Annotated in this window: 18 protein-coding genes; 6 read left to right on the top strand and 12 right to left on the bottom strand. The window is 30.5% G+C overall.

Features of this window, described 5'->3' with window-relative positions:
• Positions 1-98: 98 nt before the first annotated feature.
• From WG945_RS13605 to WG945_RS13615, 3 genes are all read right to left on the bottom strand, one after another.
• Positions 99-905 carry an alpha/beta fold hydrolase gene (locus WG945_RS13605; RefSeq protein WP_231874661.1) on the bottom strand — a complete coding sequence of 269 codons (807 nt, stop codon included), beginning with the start codon at positions 903-905 and terminating at the stop codon, positions 99-101.
• A gap of 70 nt (positions 906-975) precedes the next feature.
• Positions 976-1722, bottom strand: coding sequence for an SDR family NAD(P)-dependent oxidoreductase (locus WG945_RS13610; RefSeq protein ID WP_068450374.1), 747 nt, complete (start codon positions 1720-1722; stop codon positions 976-978).
• Positions 1723-1787: 65 nt separating this feature from the next.
• Positions 1788-2351: a TetR/AcrR family transcriptional regulator gene (locus WG945_RS13615; RefSeq protein ID WP_068450376.1), complete on the bottom strand. Its 564-nt coding sequence runs from the start codon at positions 2349-2351 to the stop codon at positions 1788-1790.
• A 155-nt stretch (positions 2352-2506) separates the two neighbouring features.
• Here WG945_RS13615 and WG945_RS13620 point away from each other — a divergent pair, with 155 nt between their 5' ends.
• Together WG945_RS13620 and WG945_RS13625 are read left to right on the top strand one after the other, a co-directional pair.
• On the top strand, positions 2507-2833 hold the full coding sequence (locus WG945_RS13620; RefSeq protein ID WP_068450377.1) for a nucleotide pyrophosphohydrolase: 327 nt from the start codon (positions 2507-2509) through the stop codon (positions 2831-2833).
• The gene (locus WG945_RS13625) at positions 2833-3081 is read left to right on the top strand and encodes a hypothetical protein (RefSeq protein WP_068450379.1); all 249 of its coding nucleotides are present in this window, start codon (positions 2833-2835) and stop codon (positions 3079-3081) included. Before WG945_RS13620 ends, WG945_RS13625 begins: the two co-directional genes overlap by 1 nt.
• 95 nt (positions 3082-3176) lie before the next feature.
• Here the strand turns inward: WG945_RS13625 and WG945_RS13630 are convergent, their stop codons facing one another.
• Positions 3177-3791, bottom strand: a complete 615-nt coding sequence (locus tag WG945_RS13630) for a DUF1684 domain-containing protein (RefSeq protein ID WP_068450381.1) — start codon at positions 3789-3791, stop codon at positions 3177-3179.
• Between the two features lie 338 nt (positions 3792-4129).
• Here WG945_RS13630 and WG945_RS13635 point away from each other — a divergent pair, with 338 nt between their 5' ends.
• Positions 4130-5335 (top strand): MFS transporter, encoded by a 1206-nt coding sequence (locus WG945_RS13635; protein WP_068450383.1) that lies wholly within the window; start codon positions 4130-4132, stop codon positions 5333-5335.
• Between the two features lie 43 nt (positions 5336-5378).
• On the opposite strand, the gene WG945_RS13640 is transcribed toward WG945_RS13635, so the two are convergent.
• The 3 genes from WG945_RS13640 to WG945_RS13650 form a co-directional block, all read right to left on the bottom strand.
• Positions 5379-7316: a CocE/NonD family hydrolase gene (locus WG945_RS13640; RefSeq protein ID WP_068450384.1), complete on the bottom strand. Its 1938-nt coding sequence runs from the start codon at positions 7314-7316 to the stop codon at positions 5379-5381.
• 138 nt (positions 7317-7454) lie between these two features.
• Positions 7455-8771 (bottom strand): T9SS type A sorting domain-containing protein, encoded by a 1317-nt coding sequence (locus WG945_RS13645; protein WP_231874662.1) that lies wholly within the window; start codon positions 8769-8771, stop codon positions 7455-7457.
• A gap of 221 nt (positions 8772-8992) precedes the next feature.
• Entirely contained in the window at positions 8993-10117 is a 1125-nt protein-coding gene (locus WG945_RS13650) for a polysaccharide lyase 6 family protein (RefSeq protein WP_231874663.1), read from the bottom strand.
• 180 nt (positions 10118-10297) lie between these two features.
• Between WG945_RS13650 and WG945_RS13655 the strand changes: the two genes are divergently transcribed.
• Positions 10298-11038, top strand: coding sequence for a DJ-1/PfpI family protein (locus tag WG945_RS13655; RefSeq protein ID WP_068450386.1), 741 nt, complete (start codon positions 10298-10300; stop codon positions 11036-11038).
• Between the two features lie 287 nt (positions 11039-11325).
• On the top strand, positions 11326-13290 hold the full coding sequence (locus WG945_RS13660) for a YgiQ family radical SAM protein (protein WP_068450388.1): 1965 nt from the start codon (positions 11326-11328) through the stop codon (positions 13288-13290).
• Positions 13291-13437: 147 nt separating this feature from the next.
• Here the strand turns inward: WG945_RS13660 and WG945_RS13665 are convergent, their stop codons facing one another.
• Both WG945_RS13665 and WG945_RS13670 read right to left on the bottom strand, forming a co-directional pair.
• Positions 13438-14634, bottom strand: coding sequence for an IS256 family transposase (locus tag WG945_RS13665; RefSeq protein WP_038527458.1), 1197 nt, complete (start codon positions 14632-14634; stop codon positions 13438-13440).
• Positions 14635-14732: 98 nt separating this feature from the next.
• Entirely contained in the window at positions 14733-15197 is a 465-nt protein-coding gene (locus tag WG945_RS13670) for a hypothetical protein (RefSeq protein ID WP_068451172.1), read from the bottom strand.
• Between the two features lie 304 nt (positions 15198-15501).
• On the opposite strand from WG945_RS13670, the gene WG945_RS13675 reads away from it, so the two are divergent.
• Complete coding sequence (locus WG945_RS13675; RefSeq protein WP_068451188.1) at positions 15502-16653, top strand: adenylyltransferase/cytidyltransferase family protein; 1152 nt, start codon at positions 15502-15504, stop codon at positions 16651-16653.
• A gap of 81 nt (positions 16654-16734) precedes the next feature.
• Here WG945_RS13675 and WG945_RS13680 read toward each other — a convergent pair whose 3' ends face one another.
• The 3 genes from WG945_RS13680 to WG945_RS13690 are packed head-to-tail and all read right to left on the bottom strand — an operon-like array spanning position 16735 to position 18529.
• Positions 16735-17466 (bottom strand): LytR/AlgR family response regulator transcription factor, encoded by a 732-nt coding sequence (locus tag WG945_RS13680; RefSeq protein WP_068451170.1) that lies wholly within the window; start codon positions 17464-17466, stop codon positions 16735-16737.
• Positions 17463-17987 (bottom strand): sensor histidine kinase, encoded by a 525-nt coding sequence (locus tag WG945_RS13685; protein WP_082864275.1) that lies wholly within the window; start codon positions 17985-17987, stop codon positions 17463-17465. Before WG945_RS13685 ends, WG945_RS13680 begins: the two co-directional genes overlap by 4 nt.
• Entirely contained in the window at positions 17972-18529 is a 558-nt protein-coding gene (locus tag WG945_RS13690; protein WP_068451164.1) for a hypothetical protein, read from the bottom strand. The genes WG945_RS13685 and WG945_RS13690 overlap by 16 nt, the downstream gene beginning before the upstream one ends.
• Positions 18530-18777: the final 248 nt, after the last annotated feature.

The following is an 18777-nucleotide window of genomic DNA, read 5'->3' on the forward strand; positions in this document are numbered from 1 at the left end:
GCAAAATGCCCAGTATCATAGATGTTATAATCAATGTTTTTTACATCTTTTTTAAAAGCGATAGCACCACTTTCTGGAAAGAAAGCATCATTTTTACCCTAAACAATTAATAATGGCGGTTGCTTGTCTCTTAAATATTGTTGCCATTTAGGATATAATTTTACATTATTCTGATAATCATAAAACAAGTCTATGTTTACTTTATGTGCATTTGGTCTAGAAAGCCTTAAGTAATCTAAGTTCCAATTATCTGGGTTTACAGTTTTAATATCTCTAACTCCATGCGTGTATTGCCATTTTAAACCTTCTAAAGAAAAAGCGGGTAATAAAGCGTCTTCTGTTTGCTTATTTCTGTTTTTCCATAGTGCTTTAATTCCTGCCCAAGCATCTCCTAAACCTTCTTTATAAGCGTTTCCGTTTTGGTTTATAATTGCTGTAACTCTTTCTGGATGTGCAGTTGCAATTCTAAAGCCAACGGGAGCACCATAATCTTGAATCATTAATGCGTAAGAACTGATTTCTTTCTTTTCTAAAAAAGCATTAATAGTGGTTGCTAAATTATCGAAAGTATACTCATATGATTTAGAATCAGGAAAATCACTATTACCAAAACCATTATAATCTGGCGCTATTAAATGATACTCGTTAGATAATTTATTTAATACTTTTCTGTATTGATGAGATGATGCAGGAAAGCCGTGTAATAATACAATTGTAGGGTTTTTAGGATTTCCTGCTTCTCTGTAGGCTATGCTAACTTCATTTATTAATATAGATTTATATGTTGTAGCTGTCATTTTTGCTGAAACATTAGTAGTCGCTTTAGTATCTACACCAATGTCTTTTTTGTTATTACATGAAATTAAAAGTGAAACCGTTGTAATTAGAATTATTAGATTCTTCATTTTTTTTATTCTTTGGATAAAAAACCATAGACAATAATAGATTGTACTATGGTTTTTTTATTTTTTGTTCTTAGTTTCTACCAGCCATTACACCACCATCTGTATCCCAGATTGCACCTGTAACCCAAGAAGCTTTATCAGAAAGTAAGAAAATAATACTGTTTGCAATATCAATAGATTCTCCAAAACGTCCAATTGGGTGAAAGTCATTAAAACCAACCAATGCTTTATTTGCAGCTTCTTTTCCTCCAAAAACACCATGATGAACAGGTGTGTTTACTAGTGCAGGAGATACAGCGTTTACACGAATATTATCTTCTGCTAATTCCATAGCTAAATGTTTTGTTAAAGAATGTAAACCTGCTTTTTGCATAGAATACGCAGAAGAAGGTGTTGCTTTTATTGCTTGTTGTGCCCACATAGAACCTACGTTTACAATAGAACCTCCATTTGTTTCTTTCATTTTTTTAGCAGCACTTTGTGTAATAAAAAAGAAACCTCTGTTTAAATCTTGGTAAGAGTTATAATCTTCCATTGTATGGTCTAAAAAAGGTTTAGGACCAAAAATTCCTGATGCATTTACCAAGAAATCTAAGTTTTCTAATGCAGTAATTTTTGTAATTAATGCAGCTACATCTTTTGTGTTAGAAATGTCTGCTGTGTGTTTAATTAAATTTGTTGCATCTGCAATTTTATCGGTATTTCTACCAACAACATGTACTATTGTTCCGTTTTCTAATAATGCATTTGTAGCTGCGTTACCAATACCACTTGTTCCTCCAATTACTAATGCTACTTTGTTTTTAAAATCTTTAATGTTTTATGTATTTATATTTTATAATAAAAAGACAGAAAAGTCTGTCTTTTGTTGTGCAAATTTTTTTATTTTATGATTTGCGAACACAAGTTTTTTGATTCTGTAATAGGCCAGTTTTCTTGGTGTAAATGGCTTTCGCCAACTGCTCCTTCGTATAATAAGTATATTTGTCTAGCAAGAGAATTAACTTGCTCTTCTTTAATGTTTTCTAAATTATTAGTAATTAATTTTACGATAAGGGCTATAAAACTATTTTTCTGAGATTGAATTTCATTTCTTATGATCTCATTATCTTTTGGTATTTCAGAAACTGTTTTAATACACCAACAACCATTAAAGTCTTTATCTTGAAAAAACATTTCTAGAAAATCGAAAATAGCTAAAATTTGATTTTTTCCTTTTGGTTTAGAAGTTGTAAAATTTTCAATATCTTGTATAAAGTTGATGTTTTTAAATTGTAGATACGCTAAACAAATATCTTCTTTAGATTTAAAATGATTGTATAGTGTTGCTTTTGCAATACCTGCTTCCGAAATAATTTCATTTATTCCCGTAGAATTATATCCATTCTTATAGAATAAGAAGGAAGCGGTTTCAATGATTTTATTTTTTATTTCAGAATGTTTCACGTTGCAAATATATAAAAATAAACAAAAAATAGACAAGTCTGTCTATTTTTTTTAATTAAACTTTAAATCAGTCTTTATTTTCGAATTTAGAAATAAATAATTTTAGAATCAATATCTTTGAGTTTTACAATTTTTCAATCATTTAATATATAAAAATGAACATAGAAAACGCACAAAAACAAGTAGACGATTGGATTAAAGCTCATGGAGTACGTTATTTTAACGAGTTAACTAACATGGCGCAATTAACGGAAGAAGTAGGTGAGGTTGCACGTATTATTGCTAGACGTTATGGTGAACAAAGTGAAAAAGAATCTGATAAAAATAAAGATTTAGGAGAGGAATTAGCAGATGTACTATTTGTGGTTTTATGTTTGGCAAACCAAACAGGAATCGATTTACAAGATGCTTTTGAGAAAAAATTAGATATTAAAACAAAACGTGATCACGATCGTCATCACAATAATCAAAAATTAAAATAATGACATTTTTAGAAAAAATAAAACAACCGCTGTTTTGGAGTAATTTTGCTAAAGTAGCTATTCCTTTCTTTGTAATTGTAACGGTAGTTTCTTTGTTAATGGCTAGTTTTAGCGATTTATTTTCTGCTGACTTTGCGAAAGTTATAGAAACTAATTTTGCTGACGGAAAATGGAAAAACTTCTTTGGGTTTAAAGTAGTCTTTAGTGCTGCTTATGGTTTGTATATGACCAATAAAAAAATGGTATAAATAAAAAGAAATCCCCAAGTTGAAACCTTGGGGATTTTAATAAAGTTGTTATTTCTGCTCTTGTTAATAGTAGGCAATAACAGAATTTAAAATACTTATTTTTTATAAACCTTAATTCCTGCTTTTATTTCTAAATCTAAATGATTTTTTCTAGGTGTTAATGGACAAGAATATTTGTCATTATAAGCACAATAAGGGTTGTAAGTATTGTTAAAGTTTAATATTACCGTGTTTTCTGCCGTAATATCTGTGGTCATTACATCCATATAACGTCCGCCTCCATAAGATGCTTCTCCAGAAGTATCATCTGTAAATGGTAAAAATAAATAGTCTTTATATTTTACGTCATCTAAATCATCCTGACTTTGGTAAATGGTTAATTCGTAATTTTTTCCTTGCAAAGTAAAATGTAATTTCCCGTATTCTTTGTACAAAGGCTTTCTTTCTGTGGTGGTTGCCATCTCAAATGTTGGTGCATTTTCTGTTTTTATTAATTTAGCTTCTACAATATAAGACGAATCTACTTCAAAGAAATCTAATCCTTTAAAGTGTCTTAAGTCTTTCTTTTTTAAAGGAGATATAGAAGCATCTTTAAAACTAGCGTTAAGTTCTTGTTGATATACTGTTTTCCCCATTATTGGACGTTTTCCTTGAGAATTACAAGAAATCATTATAAGAAGAATAGCAATAATAAATAGATTTATTTTCATTTTAAAGTATTTTAAAACAGAGTATTATACGTTTTTATTGATAATTTTTATTTTTAAAAATTATTTTTATCAAAAATACAATATTCAATTATTTTATGTAGTTTTGATGCATTAATAAAACAAAAAATGAATAGAGTCATTACATATCTTACCAAGTTATCGTGTAAAACGCGACAAAATCGGTATGTTTATATGTTTTGATAATAGTAATATAAAAATCAAACAATTATAAAAGTCCGACTTCATCGTCGGACTTTTTTGTTTTAATAAACGCTGTAACTTTTAATATCAATTTTATTCCAATCGAAAGATTGTTCAAGTGCTAAACTAACCAAACCATGAAAAAACTATATACCGATTATATCAATACTTTTAGAGGGCTCTCTAGTGAGGTTTGGTGGCTTTCATTAATTACATTTATCAACAGATCTGGAACTATGGTCATTCCTTTTTTGTCTTTATACCTTACAAAAAGTCTTCATTTTTCATTAACAGATGTTGGATGGATTATGTCTTTCTTTGGTTTAGGTTCTGTGGTAGGAACTTGGATTGGAGGAAAATTAACTGATAAAATTGGATATTACAAAGTAATGCTTGTGAGTTTATTTGGAACAGGAATTCTGTTTGTTTTTCTTCAATACGCAGCAACTTTTAATCAATTTTGTTTGGGTATTTTTACGGTAATGTTAGTTGCAGATGCTTTTAGACCTGCAATGTTTGTTGCTTTAAGTGCGTATAGTAAGCCAGAAAATAAAACACGTTCTGTAACTTTAATTCGTTTGGCAATTAACTTAGGTTTTTCTGCAGGACCTGCAATTGGTGGTTTAATAATTACAGGAATTGGTTATGCAGGCTTGTTTTGGATGGATGGAATTACTTGTGCGTTAGCAGCCTTTTTATTACTAAAAGTATTGCATCCTAAGAAAGCAAAAGTACAAGATGAAATAAAAGTAGAAAACCCAATTTCTGTATATAAAGATAAAGCTTTTTGGGTCTTTTTCATAGCCATGTTTATTTTCGGATTTGTATTTATGCAATATTTTTCTACAATACCTTTGTATTATAGTGATAAGCGTTTTTTATCAGAATTTGAAATAGGATTATTAATGGGTTTAAGTGGTTTATTTATTTTTCTGTTAGAAATGCCTTTGATAAAATGGTTAGAAGATTTAAAAAAATCTAAAGTTAAATTAATTGCCTTAGGCCTTTTTCTGGTCGGTTTTAGTTTTATTATTTTAAATTTAACAGGTTGGGTGGGTGTTTTAATTATCGGAATTTTATTAATGTCTATTGGAGAAATGATTGCTTTCCCGTTTTCGAATGCTTTTGCTATAGATAGGGCAGAAAAAGGAAATAAAGGAGAATACATGGCTTTGTATAGTATTGCATTTTCTTTATCACATATTTTTAGCCACAATGTTGGTATGCAATTGGTGGCTAAATTTGGTTTTGATACTACTTGGATGCTAGTTACAGCTTTTGCTTTTGTTGGCGTTTTAATTTTAATGTATCTACTACAGGTTCTAAAGAATGAAGTTTTGTAAATAAAAAATCCATCAACTTTATTGATGGATTTTTTTATGTTTTTTATGTTGATTGTTTTAAAACAGAAAACTCTATACTAGAATCTGTAAAAACAGTATGTGTTTGGGTTTTAAAATCTTTTTCATCCGCTTTGTAAATGTTGTCTACATACGTTTGCGGATTTAAATCTATTAATGGAAACCAAGTACTTTGTATTTGAACTTGTACTTTATGTCCTTTTTTAAACGTGTGAAAAACATCTTGTAGCTTTATATTTACGTCTGTTTTCTTATTTGGAATAAAAGGTTCTGGATGCTCAAAACTATTTCTAAAACGTCCACGTAAAACTTCACTTCTAACCATTAAATGATAATTACTCATTTTTAAGTGATCTTGAAGATTTTCATTTTTCTCTTCTGTTTCAGAAGGAAGAACATCAATTACTTTAACAATCCAATCTGCAGCAGAACCTGTAGTTGCTACTTTTAGTTTCGCTAAAATATCTCCTGCTAACGTAAAGTCTTCTGTTAAAATATCTGTTTCAAAAACCAATACATCCGGTCTTCTTGACGCAAAACGTTGATCGTCTGTCATGTATTTTCTTGGCGTAAAAACTGTTTTAATATCTTCTGAATACGGTACAGGTTTTTTAATATCACTAATGAAACTTATTTTTTCTGTTGATTTTTTTTCTGAACTTAATGCTTGATTTTCAGATAAAAACCAATCTTCTTTCACCACATTTTTAGGTGGCCATGCGTCATAAGATTTCCATTCTTTTCTGCCGGTATCAAAAACATAGGCTTCTGGCAATCCAGAGTTTTTATCGCCATTTCCTTTTAAGAAATGATTAAAGAATTTTGTTTCTACATCAGACTGAAATTTTAAAGAAATAGAATCTCCAAAATAATAGTTTCCAACATAGTTTTTAACGGTGTTTCTAGCCCATTTTCCATGATCCCAAGGACCAAAAACTAAGGTGTTGTAATTATTCTTACCATGTTTCTCAATACCTTTATAAGTTTCTAAAGGACCGTACAAATCTTCTGCATCAAATTCTCCGGCAACGACCATTGTTGCAACAGTAGATGGAACCTTGTTTAAATGCTGAATGATGCCTTTACTTTGCCAAACAGAATCATAATTAGGATGTTCTACAATTTCTTTCCAGAAAAAATCATCAATTTTATTTTTATTATCTGCAATTTTTGCATCTAACTTTTCATACTGAAAATATTCGTTTAGGTTTTTTAAAGGTCCTTTATCTAAGAAAAATTGATACTGATCTTGAGAATCCATTTTAGGAAACGAATACCAAGCTGAATCTGTTGGTGTGTCTTTGTAAGTACCAAATAAAGAAATTGCTCTAAAATAACTTAACATAAAAGCACCATTATGGTGAAAGTCATCAAAGAAAAAGTCTCCAATTGAGGCTTGTGGAGAAGCTGCTTTTAAAGCAGGGTGTGCATCAATTGTAGAAACGGTTGCATAATGCCCAGGATACGAAATACCCCAAGTACCTACATTTCCGTTATTATTTTCTACATTTTTTACCAACCAATCTATGGTGTCATAGGTGTCAGAAACTTCATCAGATTGTTTTGCTGCTTTATTAGGAATATAAGCACGCATATTATCATAGATGCCTTCACTCATCCAACGTCCACGAACATCTTGATAAACTACAATATTCAATTCTTTCATTAAATGAATATTAGGAGCAATTTTGGTTTTCATTTTTCCTTCTCCATAAGGCGCAGAACTATAAGGAGTTCTTTGCATTAAGATAGGATATGTTTTAGAATTGTCTTTTGGAGTATAGATGGTTGTGTGTAGTTTTACACCATCTCTCATTGTGATATCTACTTCTTTTTTTGTGTAGTTGTCTGCAACAAATGTGTTTTTATTGTCTTTTTTCTCTTCTGTTGCTTTTGTATTACAACTGATTAAAAAAGTAAAGGAAAAAGCTACAAAAAGGATTTTAAAAAAATGTTTCTTCATGGTTAGTTTTGCTGATTTTAGCTAGTAAAATTACAAAACTGAACATTAACTTTAATTATTTTGATGTTAAATTACATAATTGTAACCAAAATCATCATAACACTGATTTTTTTTCAACCTTTTTGTAGCCCTAAAATATTACTTAATAATAATTGTTTTTGATGTTTTAGCATTATTATCGTCAGAAATAACTACAAAATAAGTTCCTTTTGCTAATTTAGAAACATCAATATTTATAGCTGATTTTTGTTGATCATTTTTAGATTCTAAAACTTTTCTTCCATTAGCATTATAAAGTTGAACTAAACTTACATTTTGTTTGTCAGCTTTTACATTTAAAATACTACTTACAGGATTGGGATATACTGTAATTTTAGTATCCAAAGAAGGATTGTTTAAAGATAGGGTAGAGGTTTTGTAAAACTCTATTTCTTTAATGGCGCTCCAAGCACTTTCTCTTTTATCACCATCACTATTAAAACGTCCGTAACCAATTACTTTTACATAAGTAGCATCTACATTAATTGGATATTGATTAAAATCTGTAGTGTTGGTTGCTGTTAATAATAAATCTTCAGTAGTAGGCAATACCTTTGTGAAGTCTTTATCTTCAGTACCAGTTGTAGAAACTAATATTTGAAAACCAAAAGAGTCTGATTTATTGGTAGTGCTAAACTGAATTAAGGCAAGGCTATAAGTGTCTCCTAAATTATAAATAATATACTCACCGTCTCCTCTATAGAATTCTGGTAAAGTTGATCCATCATCTGCTGTCCATTCTGTATCAGAATCTTTATCCAAAGAATTTGTAGCAAACTCAGATTTTGATGAATTTTCTTTTGAAAAAGAATGTACAGTAACTTTATCTGTAGTTAAACCGGTTCCTGTATTAATAAGGTCGTATAAATCTGTTAAATCTGCGCCACTTTGTGTTATGGTTAAAGTTCTTACAATATCATCACCTCCTGCATCTTGTGTAAAAGTTATTGTACCTGTTCTGTTAGTTGCCTCTGTATTTTTTGTTACTGTAACAGCAATTGTTGCATCACCAGTACCAGAATTTGTATCAATGGTTATCCAAGCATCATTAGAAATAGCCGTCCAACTTACATTTGCTGAAACAGAAACAGGGTAGCTAGCCGCTTCTGCTGTAACTGTTGATAAACTACTAACCGTTAAAGACTCGCTTACTTGAATGGTACAATCTCCATCAGCAATACTAGCTCCTAAATTATCTATAAAACAAGCTCCAATTCCGTAACCTACCATCGCATCTGTTGTTGGTGTGTAAGTTCCCATATCTGCACCTTTGTTTTCAGATCCAGTTCCTGAAAAAGTAAAAATTTCACCATCAGCAGTAGCTGTAATTCCTGTTTCTTCAGAGAAACCTGTATTTGTTGCACCTAATGCAGCTCCAGTAAAAACATTTCCTTGGTAGGTTAATGCTGTTCCCATATTTGCATAAGCAGTTTCGCTATCTCCAGAAATAACGTCTGTTAAATTAGAATCTGCATTTGCAAAATAAATTAAATTATTAGAAACATTTCCTGTAGGATCTGTTGACCCTTTATCTTCGTTATAAAATAAAGGTGCATTTGTGTTTACAATAGAGTTATTAGCAACCGTAATATTTTCTGTTTTTTGATATCCGTTAGAAACATCGTCAGAAGTACAATCTACATCACATTTGCAGATCCACCTATAAAAGTGATACCATTATTCCATTTTGCTTGGTCGATAACTGTAATACAATCTTGAATGTAGTTATTTGTAATTTTATGATTACTATCGGTAATTCTAATTCCTCCTGTTCCGTCTACATCTTCACCTAAAAAGTAATTACCTTCTACAGTTGCGTAAGAACCATGTCGAAGTACTAAAGAACCTCTACATCTTCTAAAGGTGTTATTGGTATATGTATTTCCTTTACTTTTATTTGTTATAATTTCATTTTCACCATCAGACTGAACAAAATAATTATTGCTAATTGTTGCGTTACTGTTTACCATCTGGTATGAACTTGTACCCATACGTATGGTCTCACTATCGCCTGCATTAGATAAAGGAGAACCGTCTGCTTTGGTGCCGTATAAATCTTCTATTTTTGCAAAATTGTAAAAATAATTATTCATTACTCTATGCCCAACTTCTGCACAACTATTGTTTATTCCATCATCTCCCTCAGGAAATGCGTTGTATGCATATTCACCTAAAACGATTGCTCCGGCACTCACTTTATTCATAAAAGAACAGTTAATAACGGTGTTGTAAGTACCATATAACACAATCCACCTGTGTTTTGTAATTTGTCCGTCTGCTAAATCTTCTGCTAAATCATCTGGGTCAATTCCTAATCCATCAATTGCACAATTCTGAATGGTACTATGGTGTGCATAATTATTACCATTTCTAAATTCAATAAAATTACTAGCTCCATAACCACCTTTCCAATGAAAACCATCAACTATTAAATATTCTCCCGTTGCTATTACTGCTCCAGAATCATCTGTTTCACCACCAATTGTTAATCTTGGTCCTCCTGTAAACACAACTCCACCTGGAGTTTCTGCTCTAAAGGTAATAGGGTTTTCTGCTGTACCAGATCCTAAGAACCGCATGCGTTCATCTGTGTCGTAAACACCATTTTTTAAAATAATGACATCTCCAGGTTCATATATAACATCTCTTAAAGATTCAGGGTCATCTATGTTATAAGTGGTTTGAGAAAATGTATTGTAATTACATGTAACTACAATTATAAAAACAAGTACTACTTTGTGTAATGTGTGATAGTTAATCATTTCGTTTTTTTTTAATTTTTTAGCATATTATTTTTGTTTTTCAAATTGGTCTACCAATCTGGTCAACCAAAAATAACGATTTTTTTATAAAATATATCAATGTAATTCAACTAATTACAGATTTGTGTCCGTATTTAAATGATTTTAGATATTTTTATCGTTCATTAAAAAAGGTGTTATATGAGGATCGTAGGTGTGTTTGTTGTAATGATGGTTTTATTTAATTGTCAAGAAAAAAATAGTAGAAAGGGGATTGAAAAAGTTATAACCAAAACCAAAACGTTTACTAAGTTAGAGAAAGACAGGTATAATGTTGCTTTTTTAATTATGGATGGTACTTTTAATACAGAATTAACAGCTCCTTTTGATATTTTTCAGCATACTATTTTTAGAGAAAATATAAAGGCGATGAATGTTTTTACCGTTGCAAATACAGACAAACCAATTACTACTTTCGAAGGAATGAGAATTCTGCCAGATTTTAATTATCTAAAAGATTCGTTACCAAAAATAGATATTTTAGTTGTGCCTTCTGCAGAACATCATTTAGATACAGATTTAGAGGATACAGCGATGATTAATTTTGTAAAAAGAGTTGATAAGGATGCTACTTATATTACTTCTCATTGCGATGGTGCTTTTGTATTGGCAAAAGCAGGTTTGTTAAATGATAAAGTTTCTACCACTTTTCCTTCGGATATTGATAAAATGAGAGCAACGTTTCCGGGTTTAGATATTAGAAAAGAAGTGTTGTTTGTACACGATGGAAAATATATAACTTCTGCTGGTGGTGCAAAATCTTTTGAAGCTGCGTTGTATTTATGTGAGTTTTTATACGGAAAAGAAGTGGCAAAATCTTTAGCTAGTGGTTTGGTTATTGATTGGAATGTAGATGAGATTTCGCATTTAATTGTGGAGTAATTTGCTCTAGAATTGTTGTTACTAGTTTATGATTCTAATTTAACAGGTAGAAGATTAGATTCCTCAATCGTTCCTCATTTCGGAATAACATTCTTAGTGAAACTAACTTTTGATAAGGCGAATAGTTCATAAAAAACCTTAGCCCTGATTGAACGGTATGTTTGAGCTCTTACGCTTTTGGGCGTAAAGCGAGTAGTGAAAGCAGGAAATAGCTTCAAAATAATCTAAAAAAAGACATTCTTAAAATAAGTGTTTTTTCTATTAAAATTCTTGTATTTTTGCAAACTATGCAAGAACCAAAAAGACATCAATTAACCGACTGGTTACCAACTACAAACAAAGAAGTTAAAATTCGTGGTTGGGAAGAATTAGACGTTATTTTATTTAGCGGAGACGCTTATGTAGATCATCCATCATTTGGACCTGCAGTAATCGGTCGTATTTTAGAAAGTTATGGCTTGCGTGTGGCTATTGTGCCGCAACCAAGTGTAAACGATAATTTACAAGATTTTGAAAAACTAGGAAAACCTCGTTTGTTTTTTGGGGTTACTGGTGGTTGTATGGATCCGATGGTTTCTAATTATACGGCAAGTAAAAAGCGTAGAGATAAAGATGCCTATACACCAAATGGAGATAAGGGGTTTAGACCCGATTATGCAACGTCTGTGTATTCTAAGATTTTAAAGGAAAAATTTCCGGATATTCCTGTTTTAATTGGAGGGATTGAAGCTTCTTTGAGACGTGTAACACATTATGATTATTGGTCTGATAAATTATTACCAGGTATTTTAGAGACGTCTAAAGCAGATATGTTGGTGTACGGAATGGGAGAGCAACCTTTACGAGAAATTGTAGAGTTATTGCAAAAAGGGGTTCCGTTTTCTAGTTTAAAAAACATTAAACAAACAGCTGTTTACGTTAATGAAAAGAAAGAGAAATTACCTGTTGTAAATGATTGGGATGATGTTACTATTAACTCTCATGAGGCTTGTTTAAAGGATAAAAAAACGTTTGCTTCTAATTTTAAAGTGATAGAGCAAGAGTCTAATAAGTTAAAAGCACGTAGAGTTTTACAAAGAGTAGGAGAGAATACGTTGGTAATTAATCCGCCGTTTCCTACCATGACAGAAAAGGAAATTGATGGTTCTTTCGATTTGCCTTTTACACGTTTACCACATCCAAAATATAACAAACGTGGACCAATACCTGCGTTTGAAATGATAAAATTTTCTATCAACATTCACAGAGGATGTTTTGGAGGTTGTAGTTTTTGTACAATTTCTGCGCATCAAGGAAAGTTTATAGCAAGTAGAAGTCAGGAGTCTGTTTTAAGAGAAATTGATAAAGTGGCAAATATGCCAGACTTTAAAGGGTATTTATCTGATATTGGTGGGCCTTCTGCCAACATGTATCAGATGAAAGGAAAGGTACAGTCTATTTGCGACAAGTGTGTGGCACCTAGTTGTATATCGCCTGTAATTTGTTCTAATTTAGATACGTCTCATAAACCTTTAACGGAACTATACCAAGCAGTTGATAAACATCCGAAGATTAAAAAATCTTTTATTGGAAGTGGAATTAGACATGATATGTTGGTGCCGGAATTCAATAAAAACGCAGATCCAAAGGAATTAGATGCGTATACCGAAGAGGTAATGACAAAGCACGTTTCTGGACGATTAAAAGTTGCACCAGAACATACATCTGATCCTGTTTTAAAGTTGATGCGTAAGCCTTCTTTTAAATATTTTCATATGTTTAAAGAGCGTTTCGATAAAATAAATATTAAGAAGAAATTGAACTTACAATTGATTCCGTATTTTATTTCTAGTCACCCAGCAAGTGAGGTAGAAGATATGGCAAATTTAGCTGCAGAAACCAAAGATATGGGCTTTCAGTTAGAACAAGTGCAAGGTTTTACACCAACCCCTATGACGGTTGCAACAGTTATTTATTATTCAGGATATCATCCTTATACTTTAAAACCAACCAAAACACCTAAGACTAAAAAGGAGCGTGAAGACCAACATAAATTTTTCTTTTGGTATAAGAAAGAGAATAAAGATTGGATTAAAAACACTTTGAATAAAGTTGGAAGACAAGATTTATTACAGAAATTATTGCCTGAAAATAATTCTTGGAAAAAGAACAAAAATGCAAAAGAGGTAAAGAATACTTTTGATGATGCAGTGCCTGTTCCTTTTAATAAGAGAAAGAAAAAAGTAAGTAGAGCGCCTAAAAGAAGAAGGTAATTCTTTAGGTTTTTACAAATTGATACATAAAAAAAGGTCTGGTTTAATTAAAACCAGACCTTTTTTTGTGATCACTAAAGCATAACTATAAAAGTTTAGACACTATCCTAAAAAGTGTGTAAGTTCAAAATTTCAGGGTTAGGTTATTTATAACTTAATCCTGTTTTCAAATATAGCTAAAAATTGATTTAGTATCACTCCCCAATTTCTGATTGGCATGGTCCATTTTTTAGTGCTTTCTCTCAAAGCTAAAAACACGGATTTCATAACTGCTTCATCGGTTGGAAACGAGAGTTTGTTTTTTGTGTATTTCCGTATCTTTCCATTTAGGTTTTCTATAAGATTTGTGGTGTAGATTATGGTTCTTATTTCAATAGGAAAATCAAAGAATACTGTAAGCTCATCCCAATTATTTTCCCAACTTTTAATGGCGTAAGAATATTTAGAATCCCATTTAGTTTTGAAGTCATTTAAAGCAGCTTTGGCAGCTTCTTTTGTAGGAGCAGTATAGATTTGCTTCATGTCACGAGTAAATTCCTTTTTGTCCTTCCAGACCACGTAACGACACGAATTTCTTATTTGATGCACAACACAAATTTGAGTCGTTGATTTCGGAAAAATAGTTTTAATAGTATCCGTAAATCCATTTAAATTATCGGTAGCTGTGATAAGTATATCTTGAGTTCCTCGAGCTTTAATATCGGTTAAAACACTCATCCAAAAGGCTGAAGATTCATTTTTACCTAACCATAATCCTAGGACTTCCTTTTTGCCATCTGTTCTCAGGCCTACTGCAATATAAATAGTCTTGTTTATGACTTTAGAGTTTTCCCTAACTTTAAATACGATGCCATCCATCCAAACAATTAGGTAAGTGGCCTCCAAAGGCCTGTTCCGCCAAGCAATAACATCTTCTGTAATCTTATCTGTAATCCTTGAAATAGTGGATGTAGAAATATTAAAATCGTACAGCTCACGTATTTGTTCTTCAATATCACTGTTACTCATGCCTTTGGCATAAAGCGATATAATAATATTTTCGATGCCTTCTGTTGTACTTTCTCTTTTCTTTACAATTAAAGGATTAAAAGAACTATCACGGTCTCGAGGAACTTGAATCTCTGTTTCTCCTAAAACGGATTTTAATTTCTTTTTAGTGTAACCATTTCGAAGGTTGGCTGCTTTACTTTTTTTGTGCTTATCGTAGTCTAAATGGGCATCTAGTTCCCCTTCTAGTAACTTCTCAATACCACGTTTGTGCAACTGTTCTAAAAAGGATGTTAGCTCTGGTGCATTCTTGAATTGTTTTAAAAAGTCTTCGTTTAATAAATCTTCTGGTTTCATAAGTGTGTAAAAGTTAAAATTAATGAATAAAAAAATCTCAGATTAATATTTAACCTGAGATTTTAAAACTTACACAGTTTATGAGATACTGCCAAAGTTTATGATTTTTTAAAATTCTTTTCAGCTTTTGTTACATTCTTTTTTAGCTTTTCTATTTTACTTAACCACTTTTTGTTATCGTTAGGAGATAAATCACCATTCTTTTTAAGTTTATTGTATTTTTTAATACCACTTTTTAATTTATCGTTTGCTTTGCTTAATTTTTTCTGAGCTTTTACTTTGCTTTTTAAAGCCTTTTCAGCTTTTTTTACTTTCTTTTCAGCTGCCTTTTTTTCTTTTTCGGCTTTTTTGGCCGCTTTTATTTTTTCTTCATTTATAGTATGAATAGCAAAAATTTCATTGACCATTTCTGGTTTTAAGGTTTGAGTAACGTCTACCTTATCTAAATAAATTGATTTCTTTTTGATAGTATAAGTTTTGTCTTTATATACTACGTCTTGTGCATAAGAAATAGTTACTAAAAAAATGAATATTATAGTGAATAAGAATTGTATTTTTTTCATAATTATATGTTTAATGTTGCTATTTATTAGACACATAAAATTATAAAAAGTAACATAAAAACATAAAGATAATTTTAATACAGGTAATATTTTTTCTAATTTTACTGAAAATTAGTTTGTTATAAATAATAGGCGGTTACAACAAGAGAAGCGTGTTTTATTTCTATTTTTTTAATAAAAGAAAGTATAACGTATCTAAAAAAGAAGAAATTCACCTAAAATACTTCATGAAACTTATGTTTTAAAATAAATGCAGTATTTTTACTGTTCAAATAGAGTGAATTACAAAAAATATTTAAAATTGATGAAGAAAAAAGTATTTGTATCAGGTTGTTTTGATATGTTACATAGTGGGCATATTGCATTTTTTAAAGAAGCTTCTACATATGGAGATTTATATGTAGGTATTGGTTCTGATGCTACTGTGTCTGAGTTAAAAGGGCGTCATACTATAAATTCTGAACAAGAAAGAATTTATATGATTAACGCCATTAAATATGTAAAAAATGCTTTTGTGAATTCTGGTTCAGGAATGTTAGATTTTAAAGAAGATTTAGAAGCGTTAAAACCAGATTATTTTATTGTAAATGAAGATGGTTTTTCTCCTGCAAAAGAAGAATTGTGTAATGAGTTAAATATCGAGTTAAAAAACTTGAAAAGAATTCCGGATGCAGGTCTTCCTGAAAGATCTACTACTTCTTTAAGAACGGGAGGCAATTGTAGTTTACCATATAGAATAGATCTTGGAGGTACTTGGATAGATCAACCTTATGTTTCTAAATACCATCCAGGTTGGGCAATTACACTTTCTTTAGAACCAATTATTGAGTATAATGAACGTTGCGGAATGTCTACTTCTACTAGAAATGCTGCAAAAAAAATATGGCCTCATTATTTACCGTTAGAGAAGCCACAAAAATTAGCTGAAATACTTTTTAAGTTTGAAAATACACCTGGTTCTACTATGGTTTCTGGTGCTCAAGATGCAATAGGTATTTGTATGCCAGGTCTTGTTAGACATTATTATAGTGATGGTTATTGGCCAACAAAATTTGAATCTGTACATGACGAATCTGTATTGGGTTGGTTAGAAGACCATATTCAGATGGTTCTTTTATGGCCTAGAGAACAAGGTTTAGATTTGTTAGGAGAAACATATATTACAGAAGAGAATGTAAAATCTTTAGCAGATGCTTCTGAAGAAGTTTGGGAAGCGATTCAAAATAAAGATTTAGAGACATTTTCTGAAGCTTTTTTGAAGTCATTTGATGCACAAGTAAAAATGTTTCCTGCAATGGTTGATGACAAGATTCTTAAAGAAATTGAAAAATATAAAGAAAAAGCACTTGCCTGGAAACTAGCAGGAGCTGGAGGTGCAGGGTATTTAATTTTAGTTTCTGACAAGCCTATTGAAGGAGCGATGAAAATTAAAGTAAGAAGAAAAGAAGCTTTATAGTTTTTACAAAAAAAGATATTAAAGTTTTTCATCCTTTTATGAAAGGATGAAAAACTTTTTTTTATTTTTAAAATACCTGAATTAAAAACTTAGTTGCTCTTTAAATAAATAAGATTGTCTTCTAGAAATTTCTATTTCTTCCCCAGAATTCATTTCTATTTTTAACTTTCCGTTAAACCAAGAGACTACTTTTTTAACATGATTAATGTTGATGATTTGTTGTCTGTTGGCTCTAAAAAAGACTTCTGTTGGTAGTTTTTCTTCTACTTGTGCTAGATATTTATAAATTAATGGTTTTTTCTGATCAAAGAAGACACGCGTGTAATTGCCTACAATTTCAAATAACGAAATATCTTTTAATTTTACCAACCAACAATTTTCACCGTCTTTAATAAAAATTTGTTTGTCTAAACTTAACGCATTTTCATTTTTAATGATGGATGTTTCGTTGTTGTTCATACTTTCAATTACCTTCTCAATACTCTTAGAAAAACGTTTTTGATTAATTGGTTTTAATAAATAGTCAAAAGCATTGTATTCAAAAGACTTAATAGCATATTCGTCAAAAGCAGTGGTGAAAATTGTGATAGGAACTTCATCTAACATTTCCAAAAGCTCGAATCCATCTTTTTCGGGCATGTTAATATCTAAAAATAATAAGTCTGGTTTTGTGTTATTTATCAAAACAAAGGCATCATCTACATTTTCTGCTTCTCCTAATATTTCAATTTCTTTATGAGCTTTAATTAATTCTTTTAATTCATTACGAGCTAAACGAGAATCTTCAACAATAACTGCTTTTAATTTCATCATACTAGTGGAATTTTAATAGTTGCAATTACATGGTTTTCTATTTCTGCTAATTTAAAATTAGCAGCTTCACCATACTGTAATTTAAGTCTGTTTTTAATGTTTTTGATACCTAATTGAGTTCCTTTTACGTTTTTTTGTAGTGTTCCAGAATTTGTTAATTTTATTTGCAATTGATTATTTTCTATAGAAGTTGATAAAATTACTGAACCTCCTTGTTTTAGATTCGAAATTCCATGTTTAAGCGCGTTTTTAACCAACATTTGAATCATCATTGGTGGAATTTGTTTGTTTAAAGAATCCGGATCAATATGAGTTTCGAAATGCAAACGATTTTCAAATTGAATTTTAGAAATTTCTATATAATTTTCTACCATTTCTAATTCGTCTTCTAGAGAAATTGAATTTAAGGCGCTTTTTGTAAGAGAATAACGTAAAGTTTCAGATAAACTAGTGAGCATATTCCTTGCTTTATGAACATCTTCTAACATCAATCCACGTATATTATTTAGGCTGTTAAACATAAAATGCGGGTGTTGATTTGTCCTTTTAATGTATTTAATTGATACTCTTTTAGAGTGGCTTTTAATTGTAGTTGTTTAATTTGGACTGTTTTTAATTGATGATAAATTTTGATGGTTAAAAAAACAAAAAGCCAGATTACAAATAAGGTAGAAAAATAAAAAACATTATATATTTTACCTTCAAAGGTCATTTCTGAATCTGTATCATAATTAGTGCATTGTTTAACAATGTCTAACATTGGCCAAATAAACAAAGAATATAAAGCTTGTACAATCAAGAAAATTATTAAAATTTTCCATGTGATTTTTTTCCAATAGTTATTAAAGTTTATTTTTTTATCAATATAAAAAGAGATTAAAAACGTAAATACAAAAGCAAGTACCGCACATGTAACAGTTTCTAACCAATAGTACAAAACACGTTCAGAAGCTAACACATTGTCTGAAAGAAATAATTTTGGGCCAGCTAAAGTAGCTGTAAATAAAAGCAACCATCCAAGGAGATTGAATAGTATATAAAATCTTTTTAAAGATAAATTCATGTAATAGGTATGTTGGTTTTCTGATTTACAGTTTAAAAATTTAAAATTATTTTATCACAAGAATATTTGAAAAACGAATTCAACTGTTTTTTCAACTATTTCTATTGCTGCTTTTACAATTATAATCATAATTTATTATTTTTTGTATGATGATGTAAATGTAAGTGAGTAAACTACTTTTAAATTTGATAATATGATAAGCGGTAATTTGAATATGAGCAACGGAAAGTATATATATTGCATAATCA

Source organism: Polaribacter atrinae (assembly GCF_038023995.1).
GTDB classification, from domain to species: domain Bacteria; phylum Bacteroidota; class Bacteroidia; order Flavobacteriales; family Flavobacteriaceae; genus Polaribacter; species Polaribacter atrinae.